Annotated in this window: 23 protein-coding genes; 12 read left to right on the forward strand and 11 right to left on the reverse strand. The window is 60.0% G+C overall.

The genetic code is table 11. From position 1 onward, the window contains the following. Positions 1 to 176: 176 nt before the first annotated feature. The gene (gene epmB, locus LC093_RS09585; RefSeq protein ID WP_226664531.1) at positions 177 to 1226 is read right to left on the reverse strand and encodes an EF-P beta-lysylation protein EpmB; all 1050 of its coding nucleotides are present in this window, start codon (positions 1224 to 1226) and stop codon (positions 177 to 179) included. 107 nt (positions 1227 to 1333) lie between these two features. Here epmB and efp point away from each other — a divergent pair, with 107 nt between their 5' ends. Beyond that, on the forward strand, positions 1334 to 1906 hold the full coding sequence (gene efp, locus LC093_RS09590; protein ID WP_226664533.1) for an elongation factor P: 573 nt from the start codon (positions 1334 to 1336) through the stop codon (positions 1904 to 1906). Between the two features lie 273 nt (positions 1907 to 2179). Further along, positions 2180 to 3133: an EF-P lysine aminoacylase EpmA gene (epmA, locus tag LC093_RS09595; protein ID WP_226664535.1), complete on the forward strand. Its 954-nt coding sequence runs from the start codon at positions 2180 to 2182 to the stop codon at positions 3131 to 3133. A gap of 46 nt (positions 3134 to 3179) precedes the next feature. On the opposite strand, the gene LC093_RS09600 is transcribed toward epmA, so the two are convergent. The 4 genes from LC093_RS09600 to LC093_RS09615 form a co-directional block, all read right to left on the reverse strand. Further along, entirely contained in the window at positions 3180 to 4049 is an 870-nt protein-coding gene (locus tag LC093_RS09600) for a GNAT family N-acetyltransferase (RefSeq protein WP_226664536.1), read from the reverse strand. 63 nt (positions 4050 to 4112) lie between these two features. Next, the gene (gene cysE, locus LC093_RS09605; protein ID WP_413231503.1) at positions 4113 to 4916 is read right to left on the reverse strand and encodes a serine O-acetyltransferase; all 804 of its coding nucleotides are present in this window, start codon (positions 4914 to 4916) and stop codon (positions 4113 to 4115) included. A gap of 69 nt (positions 4917 to 4985) precedes the next feature. Then, complete coding sequence (locus LC093_RS09610; RefSeq protein ID WP_226664540.1) at positions 4986 to 5972, reverse strand: serine/threonine protein kinase; 987 nt, start codon at positions 5970 to 5972, stop codon at positions 4986 to 4988. A 142-nt stretch (positions 5973 to 6114) separates the two neighbouring features. Beyond that, the gene (locus LC093_RS09615) at positions 6115 to 6450 is read right to left on the reverse strand and encodes a DUF4242 domain-containing protein (RefSeq protein ID WP_226664541.1); all 336 of its coding nucleotides are present in this window, start codon (positions 6448 to 6450) and stop codon (positions 6115 to 6117) included. A 212-nt stretch (positions 6451 to 6662) separates the two neighbouring features. Between LC093_RS09615 and LC093_RS09620 the strand changes: the two genes are divergently transcribed. Beyond that, entirely contained in the window at positions 6663 to 8507 is a 1845-nt protein-coding gene (locus tag LC093_RS09620) for a winged helix-turn-helix domain-containing tetratricopeptide repeat protein (protein ID WP_226664543.1), read from the forward strand. Positions 8508 to 8744: 237 nt separating this feature from the next. On the opposite strand, the gene LC093_RS09625 is transcribed toward LC093_RS09620, so the two are convergent. Continuing rightward, positions 8745 to 9890 (reverse strand): beta-ketoacyl-ACP synthase III, encoded by a 1146-nt coding sequence (locus LC093_RS09625; protein WP_226664545.1) that lies wholly within the window; start codon positions 9888 to 9890, stop codon positions 8745 to 8747. Positions 9891 to 10073: 183 nt separating this feature from the next. Next, positions 10074 to 10775, reverse strand: a complete 702-nt coding sequence (locus LC093_RS09630) for a ComF family protein (protein WP_226664547.1) — start codon at positions 10773 to 10775, stop codon at positions 10074 to 10076. Positions 10776 to 10937: 162 nt separating this feature from the next. Here LC093_RS09630 and bioB point away from each other — a divergent pair, with 162 nt between their 5' ends. Genes bioB through bioC form a run of 3 tightly spaced genes read left to right on the forward strand, consistent with a single transcriptional unit; the run spans position 10938 to position 14830 of the window. Then, a complete protein-coding gene (gene bioB / locus LC093_RS09635) occupies positions 10938 to 12008 on the forward strand; it encodes a biotin synthase BioB (RefSeq protein WP_319004916.1) in 1071 nt (356 codons plus the stop codon). Between the two features lie 15 nt (positions 12009 to 12023). After that, on the forward strand, positions 12024 to 13238 hold the full coding sequence (gene bioF / locus LC093_RS09640; protein ID WP_226664550.1) for an 8-amino-7-oxononanoate synthase: 1215 nt from the start codon (positions 12024 to 12026) through the stop codon (positions 13236 to 13238). After that, the gene (gene bioC / locus LC093_RS09645) at positions 13235 to 14830 is read left to right on the forward strand and encodes a malonyl-ACP O-methyltransferase BioC (RefSeq protein WP_226664552.1); all 1596 of its coding nucleotides are present in this window, start codon (positions 13235 to 13237) and stop codon (positions 14828 to 14830) included. The genes bioF and bioC overlap by 4 nt, the downstream gene beginning before the upstream one ends. A 7-nt stretch (positions 14831 to 14837) precedes the next feature. Here bioC and LC093_RS09650 read toward each other — a convergent pair whose 3' ends face one another. After that, on the reverse strand, positions 14838 to 15329 hold the full coding sequence (locus tag LC093_RS09650; protein WP_226664554.1) for a L,D-transpeptidase family protein: 492 nt from the start codon (positions 15327 to 15329) through the stop codon (positions 14838 to 14840). Between the two features lie 318 nt (positions 15330 to 15647). Here LC093_RS09650 and bioD point away from each other — a divergent pair, with 318 nt between their 5' ends. The 4 genes from bioD to LC093_RS09670 all read left to right on the forward strand — a co-directional run bounded on the left by bioD (position 15648) and on the right by LC093_RS09670 (position 19313). Continuing rightward, on the forward strand, positions 15648 to 16343 hold the full coding sequence (bioD, locus tag LC093_RS09655; RefSeq protein WP_226664560.1) for a dethiobiotin synthase: 696 nt from the start codon (positions 15648 to 15650) through the stop codon (positions 16341 to 16343). 181 nt (positions 16344 to 16524) lie between these two features. Next, a complete protein-coding gene (locus LC093_RS09660; protein ID WP_226664562.1) occupies positions 16525 to 18306 on the forward strand; it encodes an acyl-CoA dehydrogenase C-terminal domain-containing protein in 1782 nt (593 codons plus the stop codon). A 123-nt stretch (positions 18307 to 18429) separates the two neighbouring features. Beyond that, positions 18430 to 18633 (forward strand): DUF3094 family protein, encoded by a 204-nt coding sequence (locus LC093_RS09665; protein WP_226664563.1) that lies wholly within the window; start codon positions 18430 to 18432, stop codon positions 18631 to 18633. Further along, on the forward strand, positions 18633 to 19313 hold the full coding sequence (locus LC093_RS09670; protein WP_226664565.1) for a nitroreductase family protein: 681 nt from the start codon (positions 18633 to 18635) through the stop codon (positions 19311 to 19313). Before LC093_RS09665 ends, LC093_RS09670 begins: the two co-directional genes overlap by 1 nt. Before the next feature lie 42 nt (positions 19314 to 19355). Here LC093_RS09670 and LC093_RS09675 read toward each other — a convergent pair whose 3' ends face one another. Continuing rightward, positions 19356 to 19820 (reverse strand): EVE domain-containing protein, encoded by a 465-nt coding sequence (locus LC093_RS09675; RefSeq protein ID WP_226664568.1) that lies wholly within the window; start codon positions 19818 to 19820, stop codon positions 19356 to 19358. 138 nt (positions 19821 to 19958) lie between these two features. On the opposite strand from LC093_RS09675, the gene LC093_RS09680 reads away from it, so the two are divergent. Then, complete coding sequence (locus LC093_RS09680) at positions 19959 to 21050, forward strand: sensor histidine kinase (protein ID WP_226664570.1); 1092 nt, start codon at positions 19959 to 19961, stop codon at positions 21048 to 21050. A 46-nt stretch (positions 21051 to 21096) separates the two neighbouring features. Next, positions 21097 to 21915 (forward strand): LytR/AlgR family response regulator transcription factor, encoded by an 819-nt coding sequence (locus LC093_RS09685; protein ID WP_226664572.1) that lies wholly within the window; start codon positions 21097 to 21099, stop codon positions 21913 to 21915. 47 nt (positions 21916 to 21962) lie between these two features. Here LC093_RS09685 and LC093_RS20455 read toward each other — a convergent pair whose 3' ends face one another. Next, a complete protein-coding gene (locus LC093_RS20455; RefSeq protein WP_226664574.1) occupies positions 21963 to 23183 on the reverse strand; it encodes a VWA domain-containing protein in 1221 nt (406 codons plus the stop codon). Continuing rightward, complete coding sequence (locus tag LC093_RS09695) at positions 23171 to 25561, reverse strand: DUF5682 family protein (RefSeq protein ID WP_226664576.1); 2391 nt, start codon at positions 25559 to 25561, stop codon at positions 23171 to 23173. Before LC093_RS09695 ends, LC093_RS20455 begins: the two co-directional genes overlap by 13 nt.

Here is a 25561-nt window from a genome sequence, read left to right on the forward strand (position 1 = left end):
ACTGACCGGTTTTTATCTTCCCGGAGTATACGAGGCTCACCAGGTTACACAATTTTCCGGGTAGATTTTCGCGACAAAAATGTGAGAAAAAGCCGCGAAAATTGCTATGTGTGGCGCACATCTGGCGCAAAAAGAATTTTAGTCAGTTTGGGGATGTCAGTTTGTAGCTTTCGGGTCTACAGCGGTGTTTTGGATTTTTCGCTGGGGATTTCCCGCACCAGTCGTGGCACCAGGTAGCCGGGCAGGCGCTGGCGGATGGATTCGACGAGATCCCGCGCCTGCGTGTCGCTCACCTCGAAGTGCGCCGCGCCCTGCACGCGGTCGAGCTGATGCAGGTAATAGGGTAGTACTCCCGCGTCGAACAGGGTCTCCGAGAGTGTCGCCAGTGCGTCTGCCGAATCGTTGACGCCCTGCAGTAAGACCGACTGATTGAGCAGGGTGACCCCGGCGGATCTCAGCCTCGCCAGCGCGGCCCTGACTTCATCATCTATTTCATTGGCGTGGTTGCAGTGCAGTACCAACACGGGTTTCAGGCGACTGCGGGTGAACCACGCTAAAAATTCGTCGTTGATACGCGATGGAGCGACAATTGGCAGGCGAGTGTGAATACGCAATTTGTCCAGGTGGGGAATTGCACTGAGCTCTTCCGCCAGCCACCCGAGCTGGCGGTCATTCAGGACCAGTGGGTCGCCACCACTCAGGATCACTTCGCGCAGGTCTGGCTGGCTACGGATATAGTCCAGGGCCTGTTGCCACTGACTGCGGTTCAGGTGGTTTTCGCCGTAGGGAAAGGCGCGGCGGAAACAGTAGCGGCAGTTGACGGCGCATTGCCCTGCGGTGATCAGCAGCAGTCGGCCGCGGTATTTGTGTACCACGCCGGGCACCGGGTTGGCATTGGCCTCTTCCAGCGGATCATTGCTGAACCCGGGGGTAGCATCCAGCTCAAGCCCTGTGGGCAGCACCTGCAGTAACAGCGGGTCATTCGGGTCGCCGCGGCGGATACGTTGCAGGTATGGACGCGGTACCCGCAGCTGGAAGAGCCCGGCGGCGGCAAGCAGTTGCGGCAACTGCTCTACGCTCAACTGCAGCAGGTCGAGCAATTCCTGCGGATCGGTGACCAGATCGGCCATTTCGTCCTGCCAGCGACGCGCGCTGGACTGATTGCACAATTCATCGTCTATTTCGACGGCGGTTATTTCACGGGCGGGCTGGGCGTGCTGTATCATATGCGGCTATTTTTGGCGCGGTCGGTGGCGGTACATCTTGGTGCCCGGAGCGGGCCGCGCGAAGTTTAATCAATTTGTAAGCGTATTGCTGAATTTTCGAGGGACTCATGGCTAGTTATTCCACTAACGAATTCAAAGGCGGTCTGAAGGTAATGCTGGACGGCGACCCCTGCTCCATTGTGGAGAACGAGTTCGTGAAGCCCGGTAAGGGCCAGGCGTTCAACCGCGTGAAGCTGCGCAACCTGAAGACCGGCCGCGTGTGGGAGCGTACCTTCCGTTCCGGCGAGAGCCTGGAGTCTGCGGACGTGATGGACCGCGATATGGAATACCTCTACAACGATGGCGAGTTCTACCACTTTATGGAGCCTGAGACCTTCGAACAGCACCAGGCAGACGCGACCACGGTTGGCGATGCGGCCAAGTGGCTGAAGGAGCAGGACGTATGTGTGGTAACCCTGTACAACGGTTCACCGCTGGCTGTGACTCCGCCCAACCATGTAATCCTGGAAATCACCGACACCGACCCGGGTGTACGCGGTGACACCGCTCAGGGCGGCACCAAGCCGGCGACCCTGGTGACCGGTGCTGTGGTCAAGGTGCCACTGTTCCTGGAAATCGGTGAAACCATCAAGGTAGATACCCGCACTGCTGAATACCTGGGGCGCGCCAAGGAAGACTGATTGCCTTTGGCTGCAGTTTATAAAGGGCGGATACTTCGGTGTCCGCCCTTTGTCGTTGTGGGTATTACACACATTGTCCGTAACGAGATGGCGGTGAAGTACGGGGTGAGGTTTTTCGAAACCGCTGTGTATACATCCCTGTACGCTGCGTCGGAAACATCCGTGTTTCCGACGCTTTCGAAAAACCTCACCCCGCACTTCTCCTTCGCTTCGGAGATTGTGGATTGCTAACTAAGCTGAATCATCACGCCAATTCTTTTTTGACGAATGCCTATGTCTGATGCTCTCTGGCGCCCTACCGCCCCTCTCGACAACCTGCGCTGTCGCGCCAGCCTACTGGCCGATATCCGCCGGTTTTTCAGCGAGCGGGAAGTATTGGAAGTGGAGGTACCGGTGTTGTCCCGTCGCGCCACCAGTGATCCCCACATTGAATCCATCAGTGCCGAATGCAGCGGCGACAAGGCCTATCTGGCAACCAGCCCGGAATTCGGCCTCAAGCGCCTGATCGCAGGGGGCTTCGGTGACTGCTATTACCTCGGCAAGGCGTTTCGCAATGGCGAGGCGGGTGGCCGCCACAATCCCGAGTTCACCATGCTGGAGTGGTATCGCCACGGTTGGGATGACCATCGCCTGATGATCGAGGTGGGAGAGTTGCTGTCACGGTTGCTGAAAATTACCCGGGTCTGCTCCTACAGCTACCGTGCCCTGTTCCTGCAGATGCTCGGTCTGGATCCGCATCGGGCGACCTTTGCCGAGCTGAAGGCCTGCGTGAGTGAAAAGCTGGAGCTTTCTTTTGAACCGGCCGGGCGGGATGAGTGCCTGGATCTGCTGATGAGCCACTATATCGAGCCGCGCATGAGTTCCGGGATTACCCTGCTCTATGACTTTCCGGCGAGCCAGGCGGCGCTGGCGCGGGTGGAAAAGGATGAGCAGGGCGTGCCGGTTGCTCGGCGTTTCGAGGCCTATGTTGGTGGTATGGAACTGGCGAACGGTTACTGGGAGCTGACCGATGCGGCGGAGCAGTTGCGTCGGTTCGAAGCAGATCAGCGCTATCGGCAGGAGAACGACAAGGCGGTGCGGCCTTTCGAGGATCGTCTTGTTGAGGCGCTCATCGCCGGGATGCCGGACTGTGCCGGCGTGGCGCTGGGGGTGGATCGGTTGGTGATGCTGGCCTGTAAAGCGGAGCGTATTGAGCAGGTTATCGCCTTTCCCATTGACCGCGCCTGAGCGCCGGCAGTCCAGTCAGGGCGGCCGTGTGCCTGCTCCCTGTGGATCAGGTACTGGCGGGGCCGCCGTCCTTATCTGTACCCGTGCTCTCCTGTCGCTGGTTCACCTGATGCGCGCCGCCCCGCTCGGGTGTGAAATCGAAGCGCGAAACTTCGCCCACGGCGTAAAAGCCGGCGTTCAGCCACAGGTCCTGCTGCTCTTCTGCCACCAGCGCCACGGTATGCTTGTGATGGCTGTGGATAACTTCGCCGACCAGATGCTGGAACATGGCAGTGCCGATTCCGCGCTGTCGATATTCCGGCAGTGTGCCGAGGTCATAGAAGCCGAGGGCATCGGCGGAGGAAAACAGGCTTCCTGTGGCGGCGGGCTTGCCCTGATACAGACCGATATAAAATTTCAGCCGACTGTATTTGTGCTCCGGCAGCGTTGCGAGCTGCTGGTAAAACTTCTTTATCTGGGCACTTTCGCGCGGGTTGTCCTGAATCTCCGCGATCAGTTCACCGAAGGCGAGCAGGTCTTCTGCATTGGCGACGGCGCGAATTTCCAGCTCGGGGAGTGGTTTGCCGTCGGCGGCGAGCTGTTTTACTTCGGCGGCCATGGCAATCAGCGGTGGCTGTTCTACCAGCCCCAATTCTTTCAGCGCTTCGTCGTCCAGTGGCCGGCTGGCACAGTGCCAGAGGGAAAACGGGCTGTGGCGCTCGGCAAAGTAATCCACCACAAAGCGCTGCAGGATGCGCGGCAGCGCTACGGCATTGCTCACCACCTGGTTAAACCGGGCGGATAGCAGACCGCTGTCGGTGCGCAGCAGCCCGGTGATTTCCTTGCTTTGCTTGGGGTTGAGCAGATCTGCGCAGTATCCGGCACGGTTTTCCAGATTGCGGCAGACGAGATTTTTAGCGCTGAGACTGTATTTCATGGTTACAGGATAGCTCCGCCGCAGGGGCGCGGTATTGAGTGGATTGCGGAGCTGTCAGTAATTTCAGCCCAACTGATCGACCTGCGACAGGGCACATTGGTTCATCGACAGTGCGGGCTGGTCGCAGCTGGCTTCACCAATCACTTTGGCGGGAACGCCGGCAACCAGGGATTTTTCCGGTACAGATTTGAGTACCACACTGCCGGAGGCGATCTGCGAGCAACGGCCAATCTCGATATTGCCGAGAATCTTGGTGCCGGCGCCAATTAGTACGCCGCAGCGTACCTTCGGGTGACGGTCGCCAGATTCCTTGCCGGTACCGCCGAGAGTGACGGACTGCATGATCGAAACATTGTCTTCCACCACGGCGGTTTCGCCGATGACGATGCCGGTGGCGTGATCCAGCAGTATGCCCTGCCCCAGATGCGCCGCGGGGTGGATATCCACGCCGAATACCACCGAGATGCGGTGCTGTACGAACAGCGCCAGCGAGCGGCGGTTCTGCTGCCATAGCCAGTGGGCTACGCGCCAGGCCTGCAGGGCATGGAAGCCTTTGAAGAACAGGAATGGCTCATAGAGTGAGTGGCAGGCGCTGTCGCGCTGATCGACTGCAAGTAGGTCGGCGCGCGCAGCGGCCGCGATGGTCGGGTCTGCCTGCAGTGCTTCGTCGATCACTTCGCGAATCAGCAGTGCCGGGGCAACGGCACTGTCGAGCTTGTTCGCGAGATGGAAGCTGAGAGCGGCCTCCATCGAGGTGTGATTCAGGATGGTCGCATGCAGAAAACTTGCGAGGATCGGTTCCCGCTCGACCTGTACCGCGACGTCTTTGCGGATGCTATTCCACAGCGAGTCTTGCTTGTCTTGCATGACCTGAGCGTGGCTGTTTTCCATGTTTTACTCCTTCCTTTTTCCTGACCGTGTCCCGTCTGCGCGTGGCTAAACCGCGCCCAGGGTCAACGGGGGCTCCTGCAGCATCGCAAGCTGCTCACGCAGGGCGAGAATATGCTCGGCCCAGTACCGCGGTGTATTAAACCAGGGGAACGCCAGCGGGAATGCCGGATCCTGCCAGCGCCGCGCGAGCCAGGCCGCGTGGTGCATCTGGCGCAGGCAGCGCAGGGGTTCCACCAGTTGCAGTTGCTGGGGATCGAAAGGGTAGAAGGTTTCGTAACCTTCCACCACTGCGTCGAGGTAGGCGGTCTGTTCGGCACGATTGCCGGAAATCAACATCCAGATATCCTGGATCGCCGGGCCCTGCATGCAGTCGTCGAGGTCCACAAACCAGGGGGTGTCGTCGCGCCACAGGAAGTTACCGCTGTGGCAATCGCCGTGCAGGCGCAGGGTTGGCCACTGGCGTTCGAATACCGGGGCAATCTTTTCGAGCACGTGGGCGCTTACGGTTTCGTAGGCCTCCCGGTTTTCCCGCGGCAGGAAATCGCCACCGAGGATGAACTCGCGGCTTTCGACTGCGAAAGTCTGTAGTGAAAGCGCGCGGCGGTGTTCAAACGGTCGCGCGGCGCCGATAGCGTGAATGCGCCCGAGCATGGTGCCCACCTGCTCCAGGTGGTCGAAATTATCCAGTTCCACCTGGCGTCCACCGCGGCGGGGGAACAGCGCAAAGCGGAAGCCGTGTGCCTCATGCAGCGTATCGCCATTGATTTCCAGCGGCGCCACCACAGATACCTCGGCGTCGACCAGTTCGCGGGAAAACTGATGCTCCTCGCGGATCTGCGCATCGGTCCAGCGTTCGGGGCGGTAGAATTTGGCAATCAGCGGTTGGGATTCGTCAATGCCTACCTGATAGACACGGTTTTCGTAACTGTTGAGGGGGAAAATTCGTGCGTCGGACAGCAGACCGACACTTTCCACGCAGTCGATTACGGTATCTGGTGTCAGGGAATCGTAGGGGTGCTGGCTTTCTGACATATCGTACATCGCGCTTGTGGCCGGCTGGGAAGCGCATGCTAACTCGCCGTCTCTGGCAGCACAATCAAAGCGCGCGTGTGGGCGGAAGCCTGTGGCCGGCCAAACTGCGGACGGCCTCAGGAAGGCTGCAACTGTGGACGTGTCAGTCCGCGGTTTGCGGGCCGATGATTCCGCTGACTTCGACGATCTTGTCCGCGGGGAAACCGCCGAGCTTGGCGTGCTTGGCAATGATTTCCTTGTTCGGGGCTTTGTACACGCAGTAGAACTTGTCTTCCGCGACGTAGCTTTGTTGCCACTGGATTTCCGGACCCAGGGAATCGAGCACTGCGCGGGACTTCTGCGAGATGGCTTTGAGTTCCTCGGCGGTCAGCTGCTGGGCACCGGGGATGGTGCGTTCAATGATGTACTGATGGTTTTCAGCGGCAAATGTGGTGGCACTGGCAAGTAACAGAATGAAGGCTGTGAGTGAGCTGCGCATGGTCAGTTTCTCCTTTGGTTTTGAGGTAGAGCGGCCGCCGGCGTTGTGCCTGAGGCCTGTGGACTATCCAAGCAGCCCGGCTGCGAACCGGCAATGAACCGCCTCTGAACCTTTACCTGAACGGAGATATCCCGTTAAATCAATTGCTTAGCTGTACACATGAACTGCACCCGAGGTGCGGGGTGCACCACGGAATGAATCGGGTGTGGTGTATGACGACACAGCGCTTTGGCGAATTTGAGCTCGACCACGAAAATCACCGTTTATTGAAGCGGGGCAGGCCGGTGGCTATTCAGGAATTGCCACTGCGATTGCTTGCGCTGCTGGTGGCCCGCGCCGGCGACCTGGTCTCGCGGGACGAACTCTTCCAGTATTTCTGGCCGGATGATTCTTCCGGCATTCTCGACGACAACCTCAATACCCTGGTGCGAAAACTGCGCCAGGCGCTCAACGATTCCGCGCGCAGCTCGCGTTTTGTCGAAACGGTCCCAAAGCAGGGCTATCGCTTTATTGCGCCGGTTATATCTGAAGAGATTGCACCAGCAGCGCCAGAGGTTGCCAGGCCGGTGGTGCCGGGGCGGTGGAAATACATTGCCGCCGCGGCCTTTGTACTGGTTGCCGCTGTCAGCGCGCTGTATCTCTCGGTGCAGTCCATATCCGACCGGGGTGAAACACGCAGAAATTTTGGCTCGGTGGCGGTCATGCCGTTCGTGAATGCGAGCGAAAACAACCAGCGTGACTATTTTGGCGACGGGCTTGCGGATGACATTCTCAACCGTCTGTCCGGGTTCCCGGGATTGCGTGTGGTATCGCGGACATCGTCCTTTGCGCTGCGGGAAACCGCCCTCGATGCCCGAAGCATTGGCGAACGCCTGAAATCCGATGCGCTGGTGGAGGGCAGTGTGCGCCGTGACGGAGAACAGCTGCGCATCAATGTGCGGCTGATCGATACGGAAAATGGCTACCAGCTGTGGGCGCGGAGTTACCAGCGGGAACTGACGGACATTTTTGCCGTGCAGGAAGAGATCGCGCTGGAAATTGCCAGCGCCCTCGCCGGCGAATTGCAGGACGGGGAAGAAATTACCCATGTGCGTATTGATCCTGCGGCCTACGACAATTATCTCAAGGGACGCTTTTTCTGGCACAAACGCTCGAACCACGACCTGAGCGCCGCGGTACAGTTTTTCGAAGACGCCATTGGCCTGGCACCAGATTATGCGCCGGCCTGGGCGGGGCTCGCAGATGCCTTCGCAGTGCTGGGCTTTTACGATTACATGGCGCCGTCGGAGGCGTTCACCCGGGCCAAGGGCGCTGCCCGCAGGGCCCTGCAACTGGACCCCCGCAATGCATCGGCGGAGGCGAACCTGGGCTATGTGGCGCTCTACTACGACTGGGACTTCGAAGAGGCGGAAGCGCGCTTCCTGCAGGCGATTGCCATCAACCCGGATTCATCCAAGGCGCACCAGTGGTATGCAAACCTGCTGGTGGCCGCCGGTCGTTTCGACGAGGCCGAGCGGGAAATGCGCCGCGCCACCGAGCTGGATCCCCTGTCGCTGATTGCCAATGCAGCGCTGGGCTGGGTGCTCTATCACGCCGGTGCCCACGAGTCTGCCCTGAACCAGCTGGCCCTGGCCCAGGAGTTGAATCCGGACTTTGAGCTGGTATACCTGTGGCGCGGCTGGACCATGGAAATGCAGGGGGATTACCCGGGGGCGGTTGCCTCGCTGCGGGAAAATGTCGCGCGTTCCGGCGGTAGTGGGATCGGCATTGCGGCGCTGGCACGTGCTCTGGCGCTAAAAGGGGAGCAGGGAGATCGGGAGGAAGCGCGCGGGTTACTTGCGGATCTGCAGGCATCTGGTGAATACCAGCCGTCCTATGAGATCGCCCGGGCATATTTGGCTCTGGACGAGTTGGCGCTGGCGGGGGAATGGCTGGAACGGGCACTGGAGCAGCGCTCCCACTCCATGGTGTTTCTGGACGTGGACCCGCAGATGGCGGCTTTCCGCGAGTCTCCGGCGTATCCGGCGCTGGCGGCCAGGGTATTCAGCGAACGCTGAATTCCAAGGTGTTTGATACAAGCCAGCCCCGATTGGGGGCTGGCTCGATAGTGCCCCCAATGCTGTTCTCTTAACCCAGCCATGGGCGAAGGCGGTGATAGCGGGTGCGGTCTTTCGAGACCTTCTGCGACAGGGATGTCGCGGAAGAGCCCCCATGGATGGGTTTACGGCGTGTCTCGTAAGACCGCACCCGCTAGCACCGCCGCCACTGGATCATTTAAGTGAACAGCAACGTGCTTATATTGCGACTTTTTCCAGCGCCAGGCTGCCGATGGAATAGCCCGCACCGAAGGAGCAGATCACACCCTTGCTGCCCACTGGCAGGTCGTCGCTGTACAGGTTGAACGCGATCACCGAACCGGCGGAAGCGGTATTGGCGTAGGTGTCGAGAACAATGGGCGCGCGCTCGATAGATGCTTCATCACCCATCAGCTTTTTCGCGATCAGGTTGTTCATATTGATATTCGCCTGGTGCAGCCACCAGCGATCGATGCTGCCGGGCTCCACGCCGATCTCCTGTACCTGGTTTTCCAGATGCGCCGCTGCCATCGGGCAGACTTCCTTGAACACCTTGCGTCCGTTCTGGCGGAACAGTTTCCCGGCACCGAATGGGTCAACATCCTCAGCGCGGGCTACATAGCCGAAGTTGGAGCGGATATTGTTGGAGAATACGGTCTTGGCTTTGGTGCCGAGCACTTCCCAGGCGGTTTCCGCGTTGCAGGCCTCGCGGCGCTCAACCACGCTGGCCACAGCGACATCACCAAAAATGAAGTGGCTGTCGCGGTCGGTGTAATCTACCTGCGGGGTGGTCAATTCCGGGCTGATCACCAGCACTGCGCGCGCAGAACCGGAGCTGATCGTATCCACGGCCCGCTGCAGGGCGAAGGTCGCGGAAGAACAGGCCACTTCCATATCAAAGGCAAAGCCGTCGATTCCGAGTTCACCCTGAATCTCGATAGCGATGGCGGGGTAGGCGCGCTGCAGGTAAGAAGCGCTGACAATCACCGCATCGATGTCTTCCGGCTTCTTGTTGGCTTTTTCCAGTGCGAGCTTTGCAGCTTTCAGCCCCATTTCTGCCTGCAGGCTGAGCTCGTCGTCACCGCGCTCTGGCAGGTAGGGACGCATGCGCTCGGGGTCGATAATGCCTTCCTTGGAGACCACATAGCGGCTCTTGATACCGGAGGCTTTCTCAATGAACTCGGCGGAGGAGAAGGGCTTGGCCTCCATCTCGCCGGCTTCGATGGCAGCGGCGTTGTCGCGATTGTACTTTTCCGCATAGGTGTTCATGGCGGCGACCAGCTCTTCGTTGCTGATGGCTTCTGGCGGCGTCCACAGGCCGGTGCCGCTGATGACGATGCCGCGGGGCATTTTGTATTCACTCATCGTTACTTCATCCTGTGTGTCGCGCCTGGCCACAGCCGGGCGACCTACTACTTTAACGTTAGCAGCCTGTATACGCAGTGATCACTTGGCCACAAAGGGCGGCTATTGTGACGCCAAGGACCACCACGGTCTAGAAACCGGTACCCGGGTACCGGGTGGATGCAGGGGCAGACTGGAAAACACCTAGGGCGTTCTGGCCAGTGCGTAAGTACTAACCAATCGTGCCCCGGCAGTCAGCAGGGTTGCGGAGGCCGCTTCCAGAGAGGCGCCGGTGGTGATGACGTCGTCCACCAGGCCAATATGCCGACCTTTGACGGCATTCGATGCGGCGAAGCTTCGTGACAGGTTTTTCAAACGCTCTTCCCGCTTCAGCTGTTGCTGGCTGCCGGTAAATACGGCTTTTCGGAGCAGCCTGTTATTTACCGGTATTTGCCAGCGACGGCCCCAGATATCGGCGATCAGTTGTGCCTGGTTATAGCCGCGAGCGAGCTGGCGGCGCCAGTGCAGTGGCATCGGCACCAGCAGGTCGGGGCGGTTGTCGCGTGAGACGGCGGGCGCCAGCTGCTGCGCTGCAACCTCGGCAAGCGTACGTCCGGCGGTCAGGTCTGCGCGATATTTAAAGCGCTGGATCAGCTGCGCTACCGGGTAGGCGTAATACCAGCAGGCGTGGCAGGAACTGTTGGATGGCGGCTGCCGCAGGCAGCGGGGACAGAGCGTGTCAGTGGCCGTCGCCAGCGGTAGTGCGCACTGTTGGCAGGCTTGCCCGAGGTGTGGCAGTTCGTGGCGGCAGGGAGCGCAGGTGCCGCAGGCGTCGGCCTCCGCGGCATTACAGAGCAGGCAGCGGGTGAGTCTGCGTTGCAGCTGGTTTGCGATAAACGTGAACAACCGGGCTCCCTCCCTGGGTATCTCACAAAATGACTTGTAAACCGCTCGTGGTTCATTTGGTTGACAGCGGTTGGGCCACCGCTACACTGCAGACCTTCAACTATCGATCCCCGGCCGGATAATGACCAATAAGTCCCGCGGCCCCCGAGGAGAGTAATCCCAGTGACTGCCACCCAGCAAATTCCCGAAGCGACTATCCGCCACGATTGGACCCGTCAGCAGGTACTCGACCTGTTCGCGCTGCCGTTCAACGATCTGCTGTTCACCGCGCAGCAGGTGCACCGGACACATTTTGATGCCAACCGGGTACAGGTGAGCACCCTTTGTTCCATCAAAACAGGCGCCTGCCCGGAAGACTGCACTTACTGCCCGCAGAGTGCCCGTTACGACACCGGCCTTGAGCGCGAGAAGCTGATGAAGGTGGAAAAGGTGGTGGAGGAAGCCCGCGCGGCCAAGGCCAGTGGTGCCACCCGCTTCTGCATGGGTGCCGCGTGGCGCTCGCCGAAGAACAAGGACATGCCTTACGTCACCCAGATGGTGAAAGAGGTCAAAGCGCTGGGCCTGGAAACCTGCATGACCCTCGGCATGCTCAGTGACGAGCAGGCCAAGGGCCTGGCCGATGCGGGTCTGGATTACTACAACCACAACCTGGATACCTCGCCGGAATACTATGGCGAGATCATCACTACCCGCACTTACCAGAATCGCCTCGATACTCTGGCCAATGTGCGCGCCGCGGGGATGAAAGTCTGTGCCGGCGGCATCATCGGCCTCGGTGAGGGCGAAAAGGATCGTGCCGGCCTGCTGATGCAGCTGGCGAACCTGCCTGACCATCCGGAGTCTGTACCGATCAACATGCTGGTGAAAGTGGCGGGTACACCGCTGGCGGAAAACGAGGACCTGGATCCGTTCGAATTTATCCGCTGCATCGCCGTGGCCCGCATCATGATGCCGAAATCCCATGTGCGCCTTTCGGCCGGTCGTGAGTCCATGAACGACGAGATGCAGTCACTGGCGTTTCTGGCTGGTGCCAACTCCATTTTCTACGGCGAGAAGCTGCTCACCACCGGCAACCCCGAAGCCAACAAGGATATGCAGCTGTTCGCGCGTCTCGGTATCAAGCCCGAGGAGTACCAGCAGTACGAGGATGAAACCGCTGTGGAAGCCGGGCTACAGGCGCAGATCACGGAGCAGCAGAACGATCCATTTTTCTACGACGCCGCCAAGGCGTAATTCCGGTCAGCGGTTTTGACCTCCAGCCTGCAAACATTTCTGCACGAGCGCCTGGCCGAACGCCGGGCGCAACAGCTGTACCGCAGCCATAAAACACTGGCCGCGGCCCCGGGGCCTGTCGCTGAGGTAGACGGTCGCGAGCTGGTTACCTTCAGCAGCAACGACTATCTCGGCCTTGCCACCCATCCCGATGTGATCGCCGCGCAGCAGCGGGGCGCTGGCCTGGGTGCCGGGGCCACCGCCTCTCACCTGGTCAACGGCCACTTCGCCATTCACCAGCAGTTGCAGGACAAGATCGCCGAAATGACCGGACGCGACGCGGCGCTGCTGTTTGGCAGCGGGTATATGGCCAATGTCGGTGTGATCAATGCACTGGTAGGTCGCGGCGATTTTGTGGTGCAGGACCGCCTCAACCACGCCTCCCTGATCGACGGCGGCCGCTTAAGCGGCGCGCAATATGTGCGCTTTGGTCACAATGATCTCGATGGCCTGGAGCGCCAGCTACAACGGGCACGCAACCGCAGTGACGGCAAGATCCTGCTGGCGGTGGACGGCGTCTACAGCATGGATGGCGACACGGCACCGCTGGCGGAAATGGCGCGGCTCAGCGAGCGCTACGATGCCTGGCTGATGGTGGATGAGGCCCATGGTTTTGGTGTCATGGGCAGTGAGGTGTTTCCCGTTGCGGGCAGCGCTGCCGCCGCGGGGCTGAACCAGAATTCAGCGCCCATTGTGATGGGCACCCTGGGCAAAGCGGCCGGCAATGGCGGTGCCTTTGTGGCCGGTTCCAGAGAACTGATCGACTATCTCACCCAGTTTGCCCGTACCTACATCTACACCACCGGCATGCCACCGGCGGTGGCCGCCGGCAGCCTGGCGGCGCTGGAGCTGATGCAGCGGGCACCGCTGCGCCAGACACTGCAGAGCAGGATCGATTATTTCCGCGCGCGCGCGGATGCGTTGGGCCTGCCGTTGGAAAACTCCCGCAGTGCGATCCAGCCCCTGGTGCTTGGCTGTGAGGAAACCGTGCTTGCGGTTGCGCAGTCGTTACAGCAGCAGGGCTTTCTCGTGGGGGCGATACGGCCGCCCACGGTTCCTGCGGGTACGGCTCGGCTGCGGATTACCCTGTCTGCGGCCCATTCCGAGCAACAAATCGAAGGCTTGCTGGCTGCACTTGCGGCCACTCTCCAAGACATTCACAAGCCAGTAAGCACCGGGGAGGACGAGTGAGTCTGCAAATCGATCACATTGTTTTCCTCCACGGCTGGGGCGGCGACAGCCGCTGCTGGGAGCCGCTGCGCGAAGAGCTCGCGGTGCTGCCCCAGGCGCTTCACTGTATTGATTTGCCGGGCTTCGGATGTCGCGTGGGCGAAGACTGGCCCGGCACTGAATCCCTGCTCGCCGACCTGGAAGCTCGTCTGCCGGAAAACTGTCTGCTGGTCGGCTGGTCTCTTGGGGGGATGCTCGCGGTGCAGCTTGCGGTGCGCTCACCCAAAATCCGCGCGCTGGCCACCATTGCTGCCAACGGGCGCTTTGTCGCCCGCGACGGCTGGCCGGGTATGGCGCCGGATGTATTTACACAGTTCTGTAGCGCCCAGCGCAGCGAGCCGGAAAAAAACTGGCAGCGTTTCTGCGGGCTGCAGGCCCGTGGCGACAGCGCCATGCGCAGTATCTTGAAAACACTCAAGAGCTGGCAACCGGAAGTAATGCCCAAGAGCTGGGATACCGCTCTGGAGTGCCTCGGCCAGCTCGACAACCGCGCAAGCCTCGCCCAATTACCAGTGCAATCCCTGCATATCTTCGGCGCCCAGGACGCACTGGTGCCAGTGACGGCCGCGGAACATATACGCGGGCTGGGGGGAAAGGTCGAGCTCGTCGAGTCGGCGGGCCATTGTCCGCACCTGAGTAATCCCAAATTGGTTGCCGGGATATTGCAAGGATTGCTGCAAGGTCGGGAAGAGGCGCCCCTGGAAAAAGCCGCGGTGGCCCGCGCTTTTGGCCGTGCGGCAGCCAGTTACGACAGCGCGGCACATTTGCAGCGTGCAGTCTGCCGGCAACTGCTGGGCCAGGCGGACGCGTTCGGGGGTTGGGAACCACGGCGTATCCTGGACCTGGGCAGTGGCACTGGATATGGCAGTGAGCTGTTGCGTCGCCGCTATCCGGACGCGGAGATTATTGCCCTCGACATCGCCCAGCCCATGCTGGCTTATGCGCGTGAACACCGGCCACATGCGAACCGCTATATCGCCGCAGATGCGGAACAGTTGCCGCTGGCTGATGGGACTGTGGATCTGGTGTTCTCCAGTTTCGCCTTGCAATGGTGCTACCGCCTGCCACAGTTGTTTGCCGAGATTCGGCGGGTGACGGCGCCGGGCGGGCGGGCACTGGTTTCTACTCTTGGTCCCGACACCCTGCACGAGCTCAAGGACAGCTGGGCGCGGGTTGATGACGGTGTGCATGTAAACCGCTTCCTGCCCGCGGAGGATTGGCATGGGGCTGCACGGGGTTCTGGGTTAGCGGGAACACTTGAACGGGAAATGCGCGTATTGCACTTCGACAGCGTGACCGCGCTGATGCGGGAACTGAAAAGTATCGGTGCGCAGAACGTAAACCGGGGCGCGGGGAAAGGCCTGCTGAGCCGTGCTCGCCTGCGGCAGCTGGCGGATGCTTATGACCGCTTCCGGGTAAAAGCCGGATTGCCTGCGAGTTATGAAGTGCTTTACCTGCAGCTTGCCAGAGAGTCCGTCGCAGGCGTTGCAGGGAGCGTGGAGACGGAAGTGGCAGGGAGTGCGCCCGCCGCGGAGCGGCGGGCTGTGGACTGATCCAGAATCAGGGGAAGATTTCGATCGGCGTGCCGGTGTCGACCATGGCCCAGATCTCGTCCATCTGCGGATTGGTCACGGCTATACAGCCATCGGTCCAGTTCATCCGCGTCAGGTACTGTTCGATGTTCTTCCAGTGCGGTTTCTGGCCGTGGATCATGATGGCACCACCGGGGCTGCGGCCCAGTTTCTTGGCCCGTGCGCGGTCGGCGGCATTCGGGTAGGAAACCTGGATCGCGCGGTAATAGGTGCTGTTTTTCTTCTTCCAGTTGAGGGTATAGCGGCCCTCTGGCGTGCGGGAGTCACCGGCATACTGCTTATGTCCCACGGGATTCTTGCCGAATACCACCTTGTAGCTTTTCACGACCTTGCCGGCACGCTTAAGCTGCATCAGGTGCTTTGATTTGTAGACGACCACTTCATCCACAGGCTTGATCTTGGCAAGTGCCAGGGTCGGCAGCAGAAGCAGGGCAATCAGACTCAGTTTTATGTATCGCATGGCTCTCGACGGTTTTCAGTGGGTTTCCGGGGCAAAATCAGCTTCCCTGCTCTCACGCCTCCAGAGTTCCTGCCGAGGGGCAAAGAGAACACTGGTTGCGCGGTGCGACTTAATCACGCAAATGCGTTATGACAGCGCTGTCTTAGGCTGTCTGCCCCGACCAGGGTCGGGGCACTTGTTAGGCAATTTTCCTAACCCCGACGCCTCTTGTATGGAGGTGGGTGTTTAAATATTGCTCTATATGGGCAATTTATCATCGAGTAGACGACGTTTAAAGAGGCGTCAAACAAAAAGACTGAATTGATAGAGGAAGATTCCGTGACCCATACGTTTTTCGTGACCGGAACCAATACTGAAGTTGGCAAAACCTATGTCAGTGCGGCGTTATTACAGGCGGCTGCGGCGCGCGGACTGCAGACGGCCGCGGTCAAACCGGTGGCGTCCGGCTGTGAGCTGACCGAACAGGGCCTGAGAAACAGCGATGCGCTGACCTTACAGGAGGCAATGACTCTGGAACTGCCCTACCAGCAGGTGAATCCGGTGGCGCTGGAACCGGCCATCGCCCCTCATATTGCCGCGATGGAAGCGCGCAAGAACCTTGATGCCGGACGCCTGGCGGGGGTTTGTCGCGGTGTGATGAGTGGTGCCGCCGAGTTTGTCGTGATCGAGGGGGCCGGTGGCTGGCGGGTACCGCTGACGCCGCGCACCATGCTTTCGGACCTGCCGAGGGCGCTGCAACTGCCGGTGATTCTGGTGGTGGGCATGGAGCTGGGCTGTATTAACCACGCACTGCTCACCGCCGAGGCGATCCGACGTGACGGCCTGCAGCTGGCGGGCTGGGTGGGCAATTTCGTGCGCGAGAGCGGCATGGTGCGCGCCGAGGAAAACCTGGGCACGCTGCGCGCGCTGCTGCCGGCCCCCTGTCTCGGGGTGCTGCCGTTCGATGCGCAGGCCGACTACCGCAACGCCGCTGCACACCTCGATCTCTCCCTGTTGATACCGGATACTGAGTAGTCCCTATCCATCCCTGGTGCCCCGGAAATCCTGCTCCGGGGCTTCTCTCCTTTCCGTGGAAAACGACTGACCGAGCGCCCGTATTCCTGCAGGCCGCTTGACTTGGACATGCCTTGGCCCTAGATTTCAAACAATTGTTTGAAACAACTGATTGATCTCAAGATTCTGGAGAAGCGAGACCATGGCCGAGTACAAGGCGCCGCTGCGCGAGATGAACTTCCTACTGCACGAGGTATTTGAGGCAGATAAGCTGTGGGCACGCCTGCCAGCGCTGGCGGAAACCGCCGACCGCGAAACCGCCGATGCGATCCTCGAAGAGATGGCCAAAGTGGCCTCCAATACCCTCGACCCGATCAACCGCTCCGGTGACGAAGAAGGCTGTCACTGGAACGACGGCGTTGTGACCACCCCGAAAGGCTTCCCGGAAGCCTACGCCACCTACTGTGAAGGCGGCTGGGGCGCACTGGTGGGCAACCCGGAATTCGGCGGCATGGGCATGCCGAAGATGCTGGGTGCGCAGGTTGAAGAGATGATCTGCTCCGCGAACATTTCCTTCGCGCTCTACCCGGTACTGACCAACGGTGCCTGCCTGGCCATTGACGCCCACGCCAGTGAAGAACTGAAACAGAAGTACCTGCCGAACATGTACGCCGGTACCTGGGCGGGCGCCATGGACCTGACCGAGCCGCATGCCGGTACCGACCTCGGCATCATCCGCACCAAGGCGGAGCCACAGGAAGACGGCAGCTACAGCATTACCGGCTCCAAGATCTTCATTACCGGCGGTGACCACGACCTGTCCGAGAACATTATCCACCTGGTACTGGCCAAGCTGCCGGACGCACCGAAAGGCCCGAAAGGTATCTCCCTGTTCCTGGTGCCGAAGATCCTCGTCAACGAAGACGGCAGCCTGGGCGAGCGCAATGGCGTGAGCTGTGGCTCCATCGAACACAAGATGGGTATCAAGGCCTCTGCCACCTGCGCGATGAACTTTGATGGCGCCAAAGGCTGGCTGGTAGGTGAAGTGAACAAAGGCCTCGCCGCCATGTTCACCATGATGAACTACGAGCGCCTGGGTGTGGGTATCCAGGGCCTCGGCGCTTCCGAACGCTCTTACCAGAGCGCCATCGAATACGCTCGTGACCGCGTTCAGAGCCGCTCCCCGGAAGGTGCCAAGCAGCCGGAAAAAGCTGCAGACCCGATCATCGTGCATCCGGACGTGCGCCGCATGCTGTTGACCCAGAAAGCCTACATCGGTGGTGGCCGCGCGCTGTCTACCTATGTGGCCAAGTGGCTGGATGTTGCCAAGTTTGGCGAGGGCGAGGAGAAGAAGCACGCGGAAGCGATGGTTGCGCTGCTGACCCCGGTGGCCAAAGCCTTCTTCACCGACAAGGGCCTGGAGTGCACCGTGATCGGCCAGCAGGTATTCGGCGGCCACGGCTATATCCGCGAGTGGGGCCAGGAGCAGCTGGTGCGCGACGTGCGTATTACCCAGATCTACGAAGGTACCAATGGTATCCAGGCGCTGGACCTGATCGGCCGCAAGACCGTTGCCAACGGCGGCGCCTTCTTCGAGCTGTTCGCAGCCGACGTACAGGCATTCATCGATGCCAACAGCGATAACGAAGCCCTGGCGGAATTCATCCAGCCGCTGGCGACCGAGCTGGCGCGCCTGAAAGACGTGACTGCGGCGGTGATCGAGGCGTCCAAGACGGACCCCAACGCACCGGGTGCGGCTTCCGTGGACTACCTGAACCTGTTCGGTTATGTGGCTTACGCCTACATGTGGGCGAAAGCGGCGAGCGTTGCCCTGCCGCAGGTCGAAGCCGACGACTTCTATCGCGGTCAGGTGAAAGTGGCGCGTTTCTACTTTGCCCGTCTGCTGCCGCAGACTGCGGCCCTGGCCAGCAGTGTGGTTGCGGGCAGCGCGACCCTGATGGATATGGAAGACGAACTGTTCTGATTTCCTGAGCGAAATCCCTGAATTTGATCAACTGATCAGCCCCGCTCTGCGGGGCTTTTTTCGTTGTGGAGTCTCTTATAGACTCGGTGCATCACAATAAAAATGCCTGAGGCCAGAATCCTCATGACGGAAAAAGACCAGCCTCTCTCCGTAAAAAAGCTCTCCGACCAGGACCAGGCCAGGGTTGATCAGTACCTGCAAAGCGGTCATAACGACGTGGAGCGTAAACCGTTTCGCCCGTTCCTGTTGCTCGCTGTGATCGTCGGTGTACTCACTGCGCTATCGCTTCTTAGCCTGTTGATCGCACGTACCAAGGGAGTGGTGTAATGGCCGGGATCGAGCAGGAAACAGAGCAATTTATTCCCCTGTCTTTCCAGCGGCTCGACGATGCGGACATGGCCACGCGGGCGCGAGCCTTTTACCTGCAGATGCGCAGCCGGCGCTCGGTGCGGGATTTCTCTGCGGAGCCGCTGCCGCGCAGCGTAATCGAGGATGCCCTGCGCACCGCGGGCAGTGCCCCCAGCGGCGCGAATATGCAGCCGTGGCACTTCAGCGTGGTGGCGTCTGCGGAAGTAAAACGCGAGATTCGGCTGGCGGCCGAGGAAGAAGAGCGGGAGTTTTACCAGCGGCGCGCGTCCGAAGAGTGGCTGGATGCCCTGGCCCCGCTGGGTACCGATGCCCACAAGCCGTTCCTGGAAACCGCGCCGTACCTGATCGTCATTTTCCTGAAGAAATTTTCCGCGGGAGAGAACGGTGAGCAGCGCAAAAACTATTACACCGCAGAGTCCGTCGGCATTGCGACGGGGATGCTGCTGGCCGCGCTGCACAACGCCGGTGTCGCGACGCTGACCCATACTCCCAGCCCAATGAAGTTCCTGAACCGGATTCTGAAGCGCCCGGATAGCGAGCGCCCATACATGATCGTGGTGGCGGGGTTACCTGCGGCGGGGGCGCAGGTGCCGGCCATCGAAAAGAAACCGCTGCAGCATATTGCGGAATTTATTTGATGTAATTCTCTTCGAAACGGGCAGTTTATCGGGGGGGATGGGTTATCGATGGCCTCCGCGCCCAATCAGATACTGCCACTCTGTCTCGGTCACCGGCTGAATTGACAGTCGGCCCTGCTTCACCAGCACCATGTCGGCCAGTGCCGGGTCCTGCTTGATCTCCGCCAGCGGTACCGCTCGGGCAAATTCACTCTGCCACTGGATATCCACACAAAACCAGCGTGGCTTGTCGGCACTAGCCTTGGGGTCGAAGTATTTGCTCTCGGGGTTGTACTGCGCCGGATCGGGGTAGGCGGCGCGAACGACGATCGCTGTACCCACCACGGCAGGCACTTTGCAGGCGCTGTGATAGAAGAGCACACCGTCGCCCTCGGCTACCTGGTCGCGCAGGAAATTGCGCGCCTGATAGTTGCGAATACCGTCCCAGCGGCCGGTATGTCCGGCTTCACCTTTAAGGTCATCCAGGCTGTACTCATCCGGTTCCGACTTGAAAAGCCAGTACTTCATGGTCTTTCCCCTTGGTTTTCACCCTTGGCCTGCGGCAATCTGTCTGTTTGATGCGTTTGGCGGTATTTCGCCGGCAGCACCGGTCGTTTAGTCTATTTTCCCAGATTGGCGCACTTTCTGCGCTGTTTATGGAGAATTATGGGTACTTCGGTTTTTAACTGGCTCTCTGAAAAGCTCGCCTCGCAGCGCTACCAATACTGGGCGCTGCAGTACAGCGGCTGGGGTGGCTACACCCTGCTGACGTTCATTGGCGGCTTCTTCTGGGTCGAGAACCACTGGCTGTACACCGGTTATATCGCGGTGGCTACGGCATCTGGCATTGCCATATCCGAGGTCATGCGCCGGGGATTTCAGAGACTCTGGGACAGGCCGGCCGCCTCTCGTTTGGTGGGCTCCCTGTTTGTAGTGATTCTGGCTGCGGCCGTGTGGGCGGCGATCAAGTTCGGCGGCTCGCTGTGGTTGTATGGCAGGGAAAGTGATGAACACCCGGTGGTCCTGGCGGTGTACTGGTTCTCCTATTCGTTCCTGATCTACATGACCTGGGCGGCGCTTTACTACGGGATCAAGTATTACCAGGCGTCCCAGCTGGAGCAGGAAAAGGCCCTGAAGGCGGAGTCGATTGCCCACCAGTCGCAGCTGAAGATGCTGCGCTACCAGCTGAATCCCCATTTCCTGTTCAATACCCTGAATGCGATTTCGACGCTGGTTCTGGATCAGGATGGCAAAACCGCCAATACCATGGTGACCCGCCTGTCACAGTTCCTGCGTCATTCGCTGGATAACGATCCGATGCAGAAAGTCACCCTGGCCAAGGAAGTCGAGGCGTTGGAGCTGTACCTGGACATCGAAAAAGTGCGCTTTGTGGACCGTCTGCAGGTCAATGTGGACCTGGAAGGGGATGCGCCAAAAGGGCTGGTTCCAAGCTTGCTACTGCAACCTTTGGTGGAAAATGCGATCAAATACGGCATCTCCCAGCGCGAATGGGGTGGCGAGATCAACATCCGCGCGCGGGTGTTTGCCGGCGAGCTGCTGATTGAAGTCAGCGACAATGGCCCAGGTGTACCCCCGGAGGCGCTGGCGGGGCTGGGCAGTGGCAGCGGCGTGGGTATCCGCAATACCTGTGAGCGCCTGCGTGCCCTGTACGGCGAAGAACAGAAAACCCGTTTCTGCAACCTGCCCGGTGGCGGGCTGGCAGTTAATCTGAGGATTCCATTCGAGCAGGATGCCTGAGTGAGTATGTACTTGTAGTTCGAAATCAATAAGCGGTGAACACACCATGACCGGTAGCAGTGACATTCTCAAGACCATCATCGTTGATGATGAACCCCTGGCCCGCCGTGGTCTGCGTCTGCGTCTCGAGCACCTCGGGGACGTTGAGGTAATCGCCGAGTGCAGTAATGGCCGCGAGGCGCTGGAGCAGATCGTTGCTCTGCGCCCGGACGTCGTGTTTCTCGATATCCAGATGCCCGGCGTCAGTGGCTTGGATCTGGTACAACTGCTGCCGCGGGAAGACCTGCCGCAAATCGTGTTTGTCACGGCCTATGATCAATACGCCGTGGAGGCGTTTGAGGTCAATGCGGTGGACTATGTACTGAAGCCTATTGAGGAAGACCGCCTCAGCCGTGCCCTGGATAAAGTGCGGATTAAACTCGGTAGTGAAAACCTGGCCGCCCAGCGCGAGCAATTGCTGGAAGCGGTAGCAGACCTGACCCAGGAATCACCACAAGTGTTGGAAGAAAGACTGGCCGCGGGCGAGCTGGGTGGCAGCCGCTATCCGGAAAAAATCGCGATCAAGGATTCCGGAAAAATAACGCTGGTACCGTCGCGGGAGATTGACTGGATCGACGCCGCCGGCGATTACATGTGCGTGCACGCCAAGGGCGAAACCCATGTGATGCGCATTACCATGAAGGAGCTGGAACAACAGCTGGACCCGAAAATTTTCCAGCGCATTCACCGGTCAACCATCGTCAACCTGCAGCGGGTTCAGGAAATCTGCGCGCATATCAATGGCGAATACCACCTGGTGCTGAGTAACGGTGAGCGTCTGAAAATGAGCCGCAGCTACAAGAACAAGGTTCAGCACTTCGTCTAAGGACGGGCACAATGGCGCTCCTGGCCTGTGGTGGCCATGTGGAGCGCTTACTCTTCTCCCCGCACGCACTTGATGTCCATTTCCGCCGCCCATTGCAAAACATCTTCGCGCTTTAACGCGGTCGCCATCAGATCCGGGAACTGATCCGGAGTGCAGGCGAAAACCGGGCTGCCGAGGGTGGCAAATTCTGCGGCCAATGCGGCGTCATAAGATGGGCGTCCCTCGTCGCTGAGCGCCAGCAGGGTAATGACGTTCACGCCCTGCTGAACGAGATTGGAAACCCGCTGTTTCAACTCTTCGGCGTTGCCGCCCTCATACAGATCGGTAATCAGGACCAGGTGCGTTTTGCCCGGACGTTCGATCTTGCTCTCACAATAAGCGACGGCCTGATTGATATCGGTGCCCCCGCCCAGCTGTACCCCAAACAACACACTCACCGGATCCTGTAAGTCTTCAGTCAGGTCGACAATCGCGGTATCGAAGCACACGAGCTTGGTGGTCACTGCGGGGATGGAGGCCATTACCGCGGCAAAGATCGAGCTGTACACCACCGACGTGGCCATAGAACCCGACTGGTCCACGCACAGTATTACCTCATCAAGGTCCGTGATGCGCCGCTGCTGGCGCATAAAGCCGATCAGTTTTTCCGGAATCACCGTCTGGTATTCCGCCTGGTAGTGGCGCAGGTTGGCGCCAATAGTGCGCGGCCAGTCGATGTCGGCAAAGCGCGGACGGAAAGTGCGGCGGGATTTGTTCAGTGCGCCGCGGATGGATTCGGAGGTTTTCTTTTCCAGCCGCGCCATTAATTCATCCACCACCCGGGCAATGACTTCGCGGGCGGTTTCCAGGGTTTTTTCCGGCATCACATGGCGCAGGCTGATCAGGTCGGCCACCAGGTGAATGTCGGCTTCAATTGCGGCGAGAAACTCGGGCTCCATCAGCATTTGTTTCAAACCGAGGCGCTCGAACGCATCGCGCTGAACGACTTGTACTACGGAACTGGGGAAAAATTCGCGGATATCTCCAAGCCAGCGCGATACTTTTGGTGCTGAGCGGGACAGGCTGCCGCGGCCCTTTTTATTATCGGGCTCCGCGCCGCCGTAGAGTACATTGAGTGCGGACATCAGGCGCTGGTCGTCTGCGGAGAGGGCCCCGCTGGATTCATTTTCGCTCCCCAATATCAGTTGCCAGCGCCGTTCGAGTTCCCGCTTTTTATCCGCCGGTTCGGTCGAGGTTTCACCGGCAACCGCTTCGTTCACTTGTACCACGGTGATTCTCCTTGTAGCAGTTTGCCGAGAAGCGATTGTTGCTGATCCCACAGGGCGGCATTTTCATGCAGCAGTTCGCAGGCGTGGCTCTGAGTCTGCTGCCCCTGCAAAACCGTGTCCATCAGGCGTCGGCGTTCCATGCTGTCCAGATCCGCGAACAGGCGTCTGAACAGAGGCAGGTATTGCACAAAATCTTCACCGCTCAGGGTGCCTAGCCAGGACTGAATCGCGTCCAGCAGCATTTCGTCGTAAAGCAGTTGCTGGGTGGCGCCGGAAAAAAATCCGTCAAAAAAGCGCGCGGCATCTGCGGTCGCAATGGCCGGTGACAGAGTGCGCTGGAACAGTACCTGTAGTTCTTCGCTGCTCAGATGGTCCGCGTGGTACAGCAGGCGTGCGCAGAGGCCCGCGAGAAGAGGGCTGGACTGGTGTTCCTGGGCAACTGTGCGCAGTGCCTGCTGCCAATGTGCGAGCAGATCGGAATCCAGCGGCATCAGCGGCAGGGCCTGGTGGGTCTCCTGTAGGCAGCGGTGGAGACTCTGTGCTTCTTCGTCGTCGAGATTACGGCAGGCATAGGGCAGCGCTACGGTGGCCTGTGCCAGCAGACGCTGGATCAACTCGCCGATATGGCTGAGGGAAATATCCCGCGCGGTACCGTAGCGGTTGATATTGATCAGCGCGGGAATACCGGTGAGCAGGGCGTAGGTATCACTGGTGTGGGAAGCGCGCTCGCTGAGACGAGCGAGCCCGGCTTCAGCGGCCGCAGGTAATTGCGCCTCGAGGCACAACTGGATCCATTCCGCCAATTTGTATAGTTGGAGTTCATTGGCGGTGGCCTCTGCGGCTTTGTTGGCAGCGGCACTCTCGATGGTGGATCCGTAAACGAGATTCTCCACCAGCTGTACAGCGTACGCAGGTTCCCACTGCAGCCGCCAGTGCTCGCGAAAGGTGCCGCGGCTGTTGCCACTGCCGGCCGCTTTTCCCCACGGCACTCCGAGAATGTTCAGCCTGTGCAGCAGCGTCGAGCGCGCGAGACCTGAATCGCTGCGCAGATCCAGTGCCAGCTCCTTCTGCAGCGCCTCCGGTTTCAGTTTGCATTTGCGCTGCTGTATTTGCAGGTCTTCCAGCAGCGGTGCGAGTGGCGCTTCCGCGGGAATACTTCCCACGTCGGATCCGAGCAGCAGGGTGTTTTCCAGCTGGTGCCAGCGGATCGGGTCGCCGTCGCATAAACACGCGATAACGGCATCGCGCACTTCCTCGATACCTGCGGCAGGCCGCTCGCGTACTACCGCGAGGCTTTGGCACAGGCGTGCGGCCTCAATGACCGAGGCGGTGGAAACCGTGTGGCCGTTGTCGCGCAGGGCGCGGGCGGTCTGGGTCAGCCAGTGCTCCAGCCAGTCCGGCTGGTTGCGGTTTTGCCACAGGTGCTGGTACCACATGGGGGCCTGCACACCGGCGCCGTATCCGGAGCGACTGGCGAGCTTGGCGGTGGCCCAGGGAATCCACGCCTGGCGTATCTTGCTCGCCGGCAATTTGCGCGGCAGCGACTTGAGGGTGTCACGATCGCTCTTGGCGGTCACCGGTTGCTGCAACGCCGGCACGTGCCAGGCACCGCAGATTACCGCCACCGGGCCGTCAACCTGCTTGGCAATACGGTCGATTTCGCGGCGCATATACGCTTCACGTTGGGCTTCCAGCACCAGTTCACGGCATACGGTTGGAGTGACCGGTGTATCTTCCAGGCCCTCCCGCAGTGCGGCCATGGCCTCTGCAACCTGCGCAAACAGTGCCGTATCGCTATCGCTGTTTTGTTCGATCAGGTCGTTCCACCAGGACTCGCCATCTTCGTAACCGGCGAGGGTCGCCAGACAGCCAATGGGGTCCGTGCGCAGGTGCTGGAAGGCCAACACTGACGCGGGCTCTTCATTCGCAACATTGCTCTCCGCTTCAGCCTCCTTCTCCTCTGTCTTTTGACCGGGTTCCGCACTTTGCTCACTGTCGCTGCCAGGATCCAGGGATGTTTCCCCAGAATCAGATTCCTGTTCAGCCAGAGACAGCGCCAACTGTACGGCGACTGGTAAATCAATCAGGGATACCGGAACACCGGATTCGTGTGCCCAGTGCACCGCCTGGTACTCCGGTGAGTACTCGGCAAAAGGAAAATACACGCTGCACTCGGGATGTTCGCTGGCGAATGCCATCAGCGCAACGGGAGGGCGCATGTCCTGATGACACAGCAGCGCGAGCAAATCGCTGCAATCCGCCGGCCCTTCGATCAGTACGGCAGTCGGGCGCAGGTGATCGAGCGCCGAGCGCAATCGCGCGGCAGAGCCGGGGCCGTGGTGGCGGATGCCGAAATAGTGGATTTCACTGGCGGGCAT

The sequence above is a fragment of the Microbulbifer aggregans genome (genome assembly GCF_020524005.1).
Classification (GTDB): Bacteria; Pseudomonadota; Gammaproteobacteria; order Pseudomonadales; family Cellvibrionaceae; genus Microbulbifer; species Microbulbifer aggregans_A.

Bases quoted from the DNA above. Each gene is read 5' to 3' on its own strand.
- LC093_RS09685 (WP_226664572.1), top strand. From the start codon at position 21,097: ATGACCGGTAGCAGTGACATTCTCAAGACCATCATCGTTGATGATGAA.
- LC093_RS09600 (WP_226664536.1), bottom strand. From the start codon at position 4,049: ATGAAATACAGTCTCAGCGCTAAAAATCTCGTCTGCCGCAATCTGGAA.
- LC093_RS09650 (WP_226664554.1), bottom strand. From the start codon at position 15,329: ATGCGATACATAAAACTGAGTCTGATTGCCCTGCTTCTGCTGCCGACC.
- LC093_RS09625 (WP_226664545.1), bottom strand. From the start codon at position 9,890: ATGAGTGAATACAAAATGCCCCGCGGCATCGTCATCAGCGGCACCGGC.
- cysE (WP_413231503.1), bottom strand. From the start codon at position 4,916: ATGCAAGACAAGCAAGACTCGCTGTGGAATAGCATCCGCAAAGACGTC.
- LC093_RS09660 (WP_226664562.1), top strand. From the start codon at position 16,525: ATGGCCGAGTACAAGGCGCCGCTGCGCGAGATGAACTTCCTACTGCAC.
- LC093_RS09615 (WP_226664541.1), bottom strand. From the start codon at position 6,450: ATGCGCAGCTCACTCACAGCCTTCATTCTGTTACTTGCCAGTGCCACC.
- LC093_RS09675 (WP_226664568.1), bottom strand. From the start codon at position 19,820: ATGAAGTACTGGCTTTTCAAGTCGGAACCGGATGAGTACAGCCTGGAT.
- LC093_RS09620 (WP_226664543.1), top strand. From the start codon at position 6,663: ATGACGACACAGCGCTTTGGCGAATTTGAGCTCGACCACGAAAATCAC.
- LC093_RS09665 (WP_226664563.1), top strand. From the start codon at position 18,430: ATGACGGAAAAAGACCAGCCTCTCTCCGTAAAAAAGCTCTCCGACCAG.
- epmB (WP_226664531.1), bottom strand. From the start codon at position 1,226: ATGATACAGCACGCCCAGCCCGCCCGTGAAATAACCGCCGTCGAAATA.
- LC093_RS09610 (WP_226664540.1), bottom strand. From the start codon at position 5,972: ATGTCAGAAAGCCAGCACCCCTACGATTCCCTGACACCAGATACCGTA.
- LC093_RS09680 (WP_226664570.1), top strand. From the start codon at position 19,959: ATGGGTACTTCGGTTTTTAACTGGCTCTCTGAAAAGCTCGCCTCGCAG.
- efp (WP_226664533.1), top strand. From the start codon at position 1,334: ATGGCTAGTTATTCCACTAACGAATTCAAAGGCGGTCTGAAGGTAATG.
- LC093_RS09670 (WP_226664565.1), top strand. From the start codon at position 18,633: ATGGCCGGGATCGAGCAGGAAACAGAGCAATTTATTCCCCTGTCTTTC.
- epmA (WP_226664535.1), top strand. From the start codon at position 2,180: ATGTCTGATGCTCTCTGGCGCCCTACCGCCCCTCTCGACAACCTGCGC.
- LC093_RS09695 (WP_226664576.1), bottom strand. From the start codon at position 25,561: ATGCCCGCCAGTGAAATCCACTATTTCGGCATCCGCCACCACGGCCCC.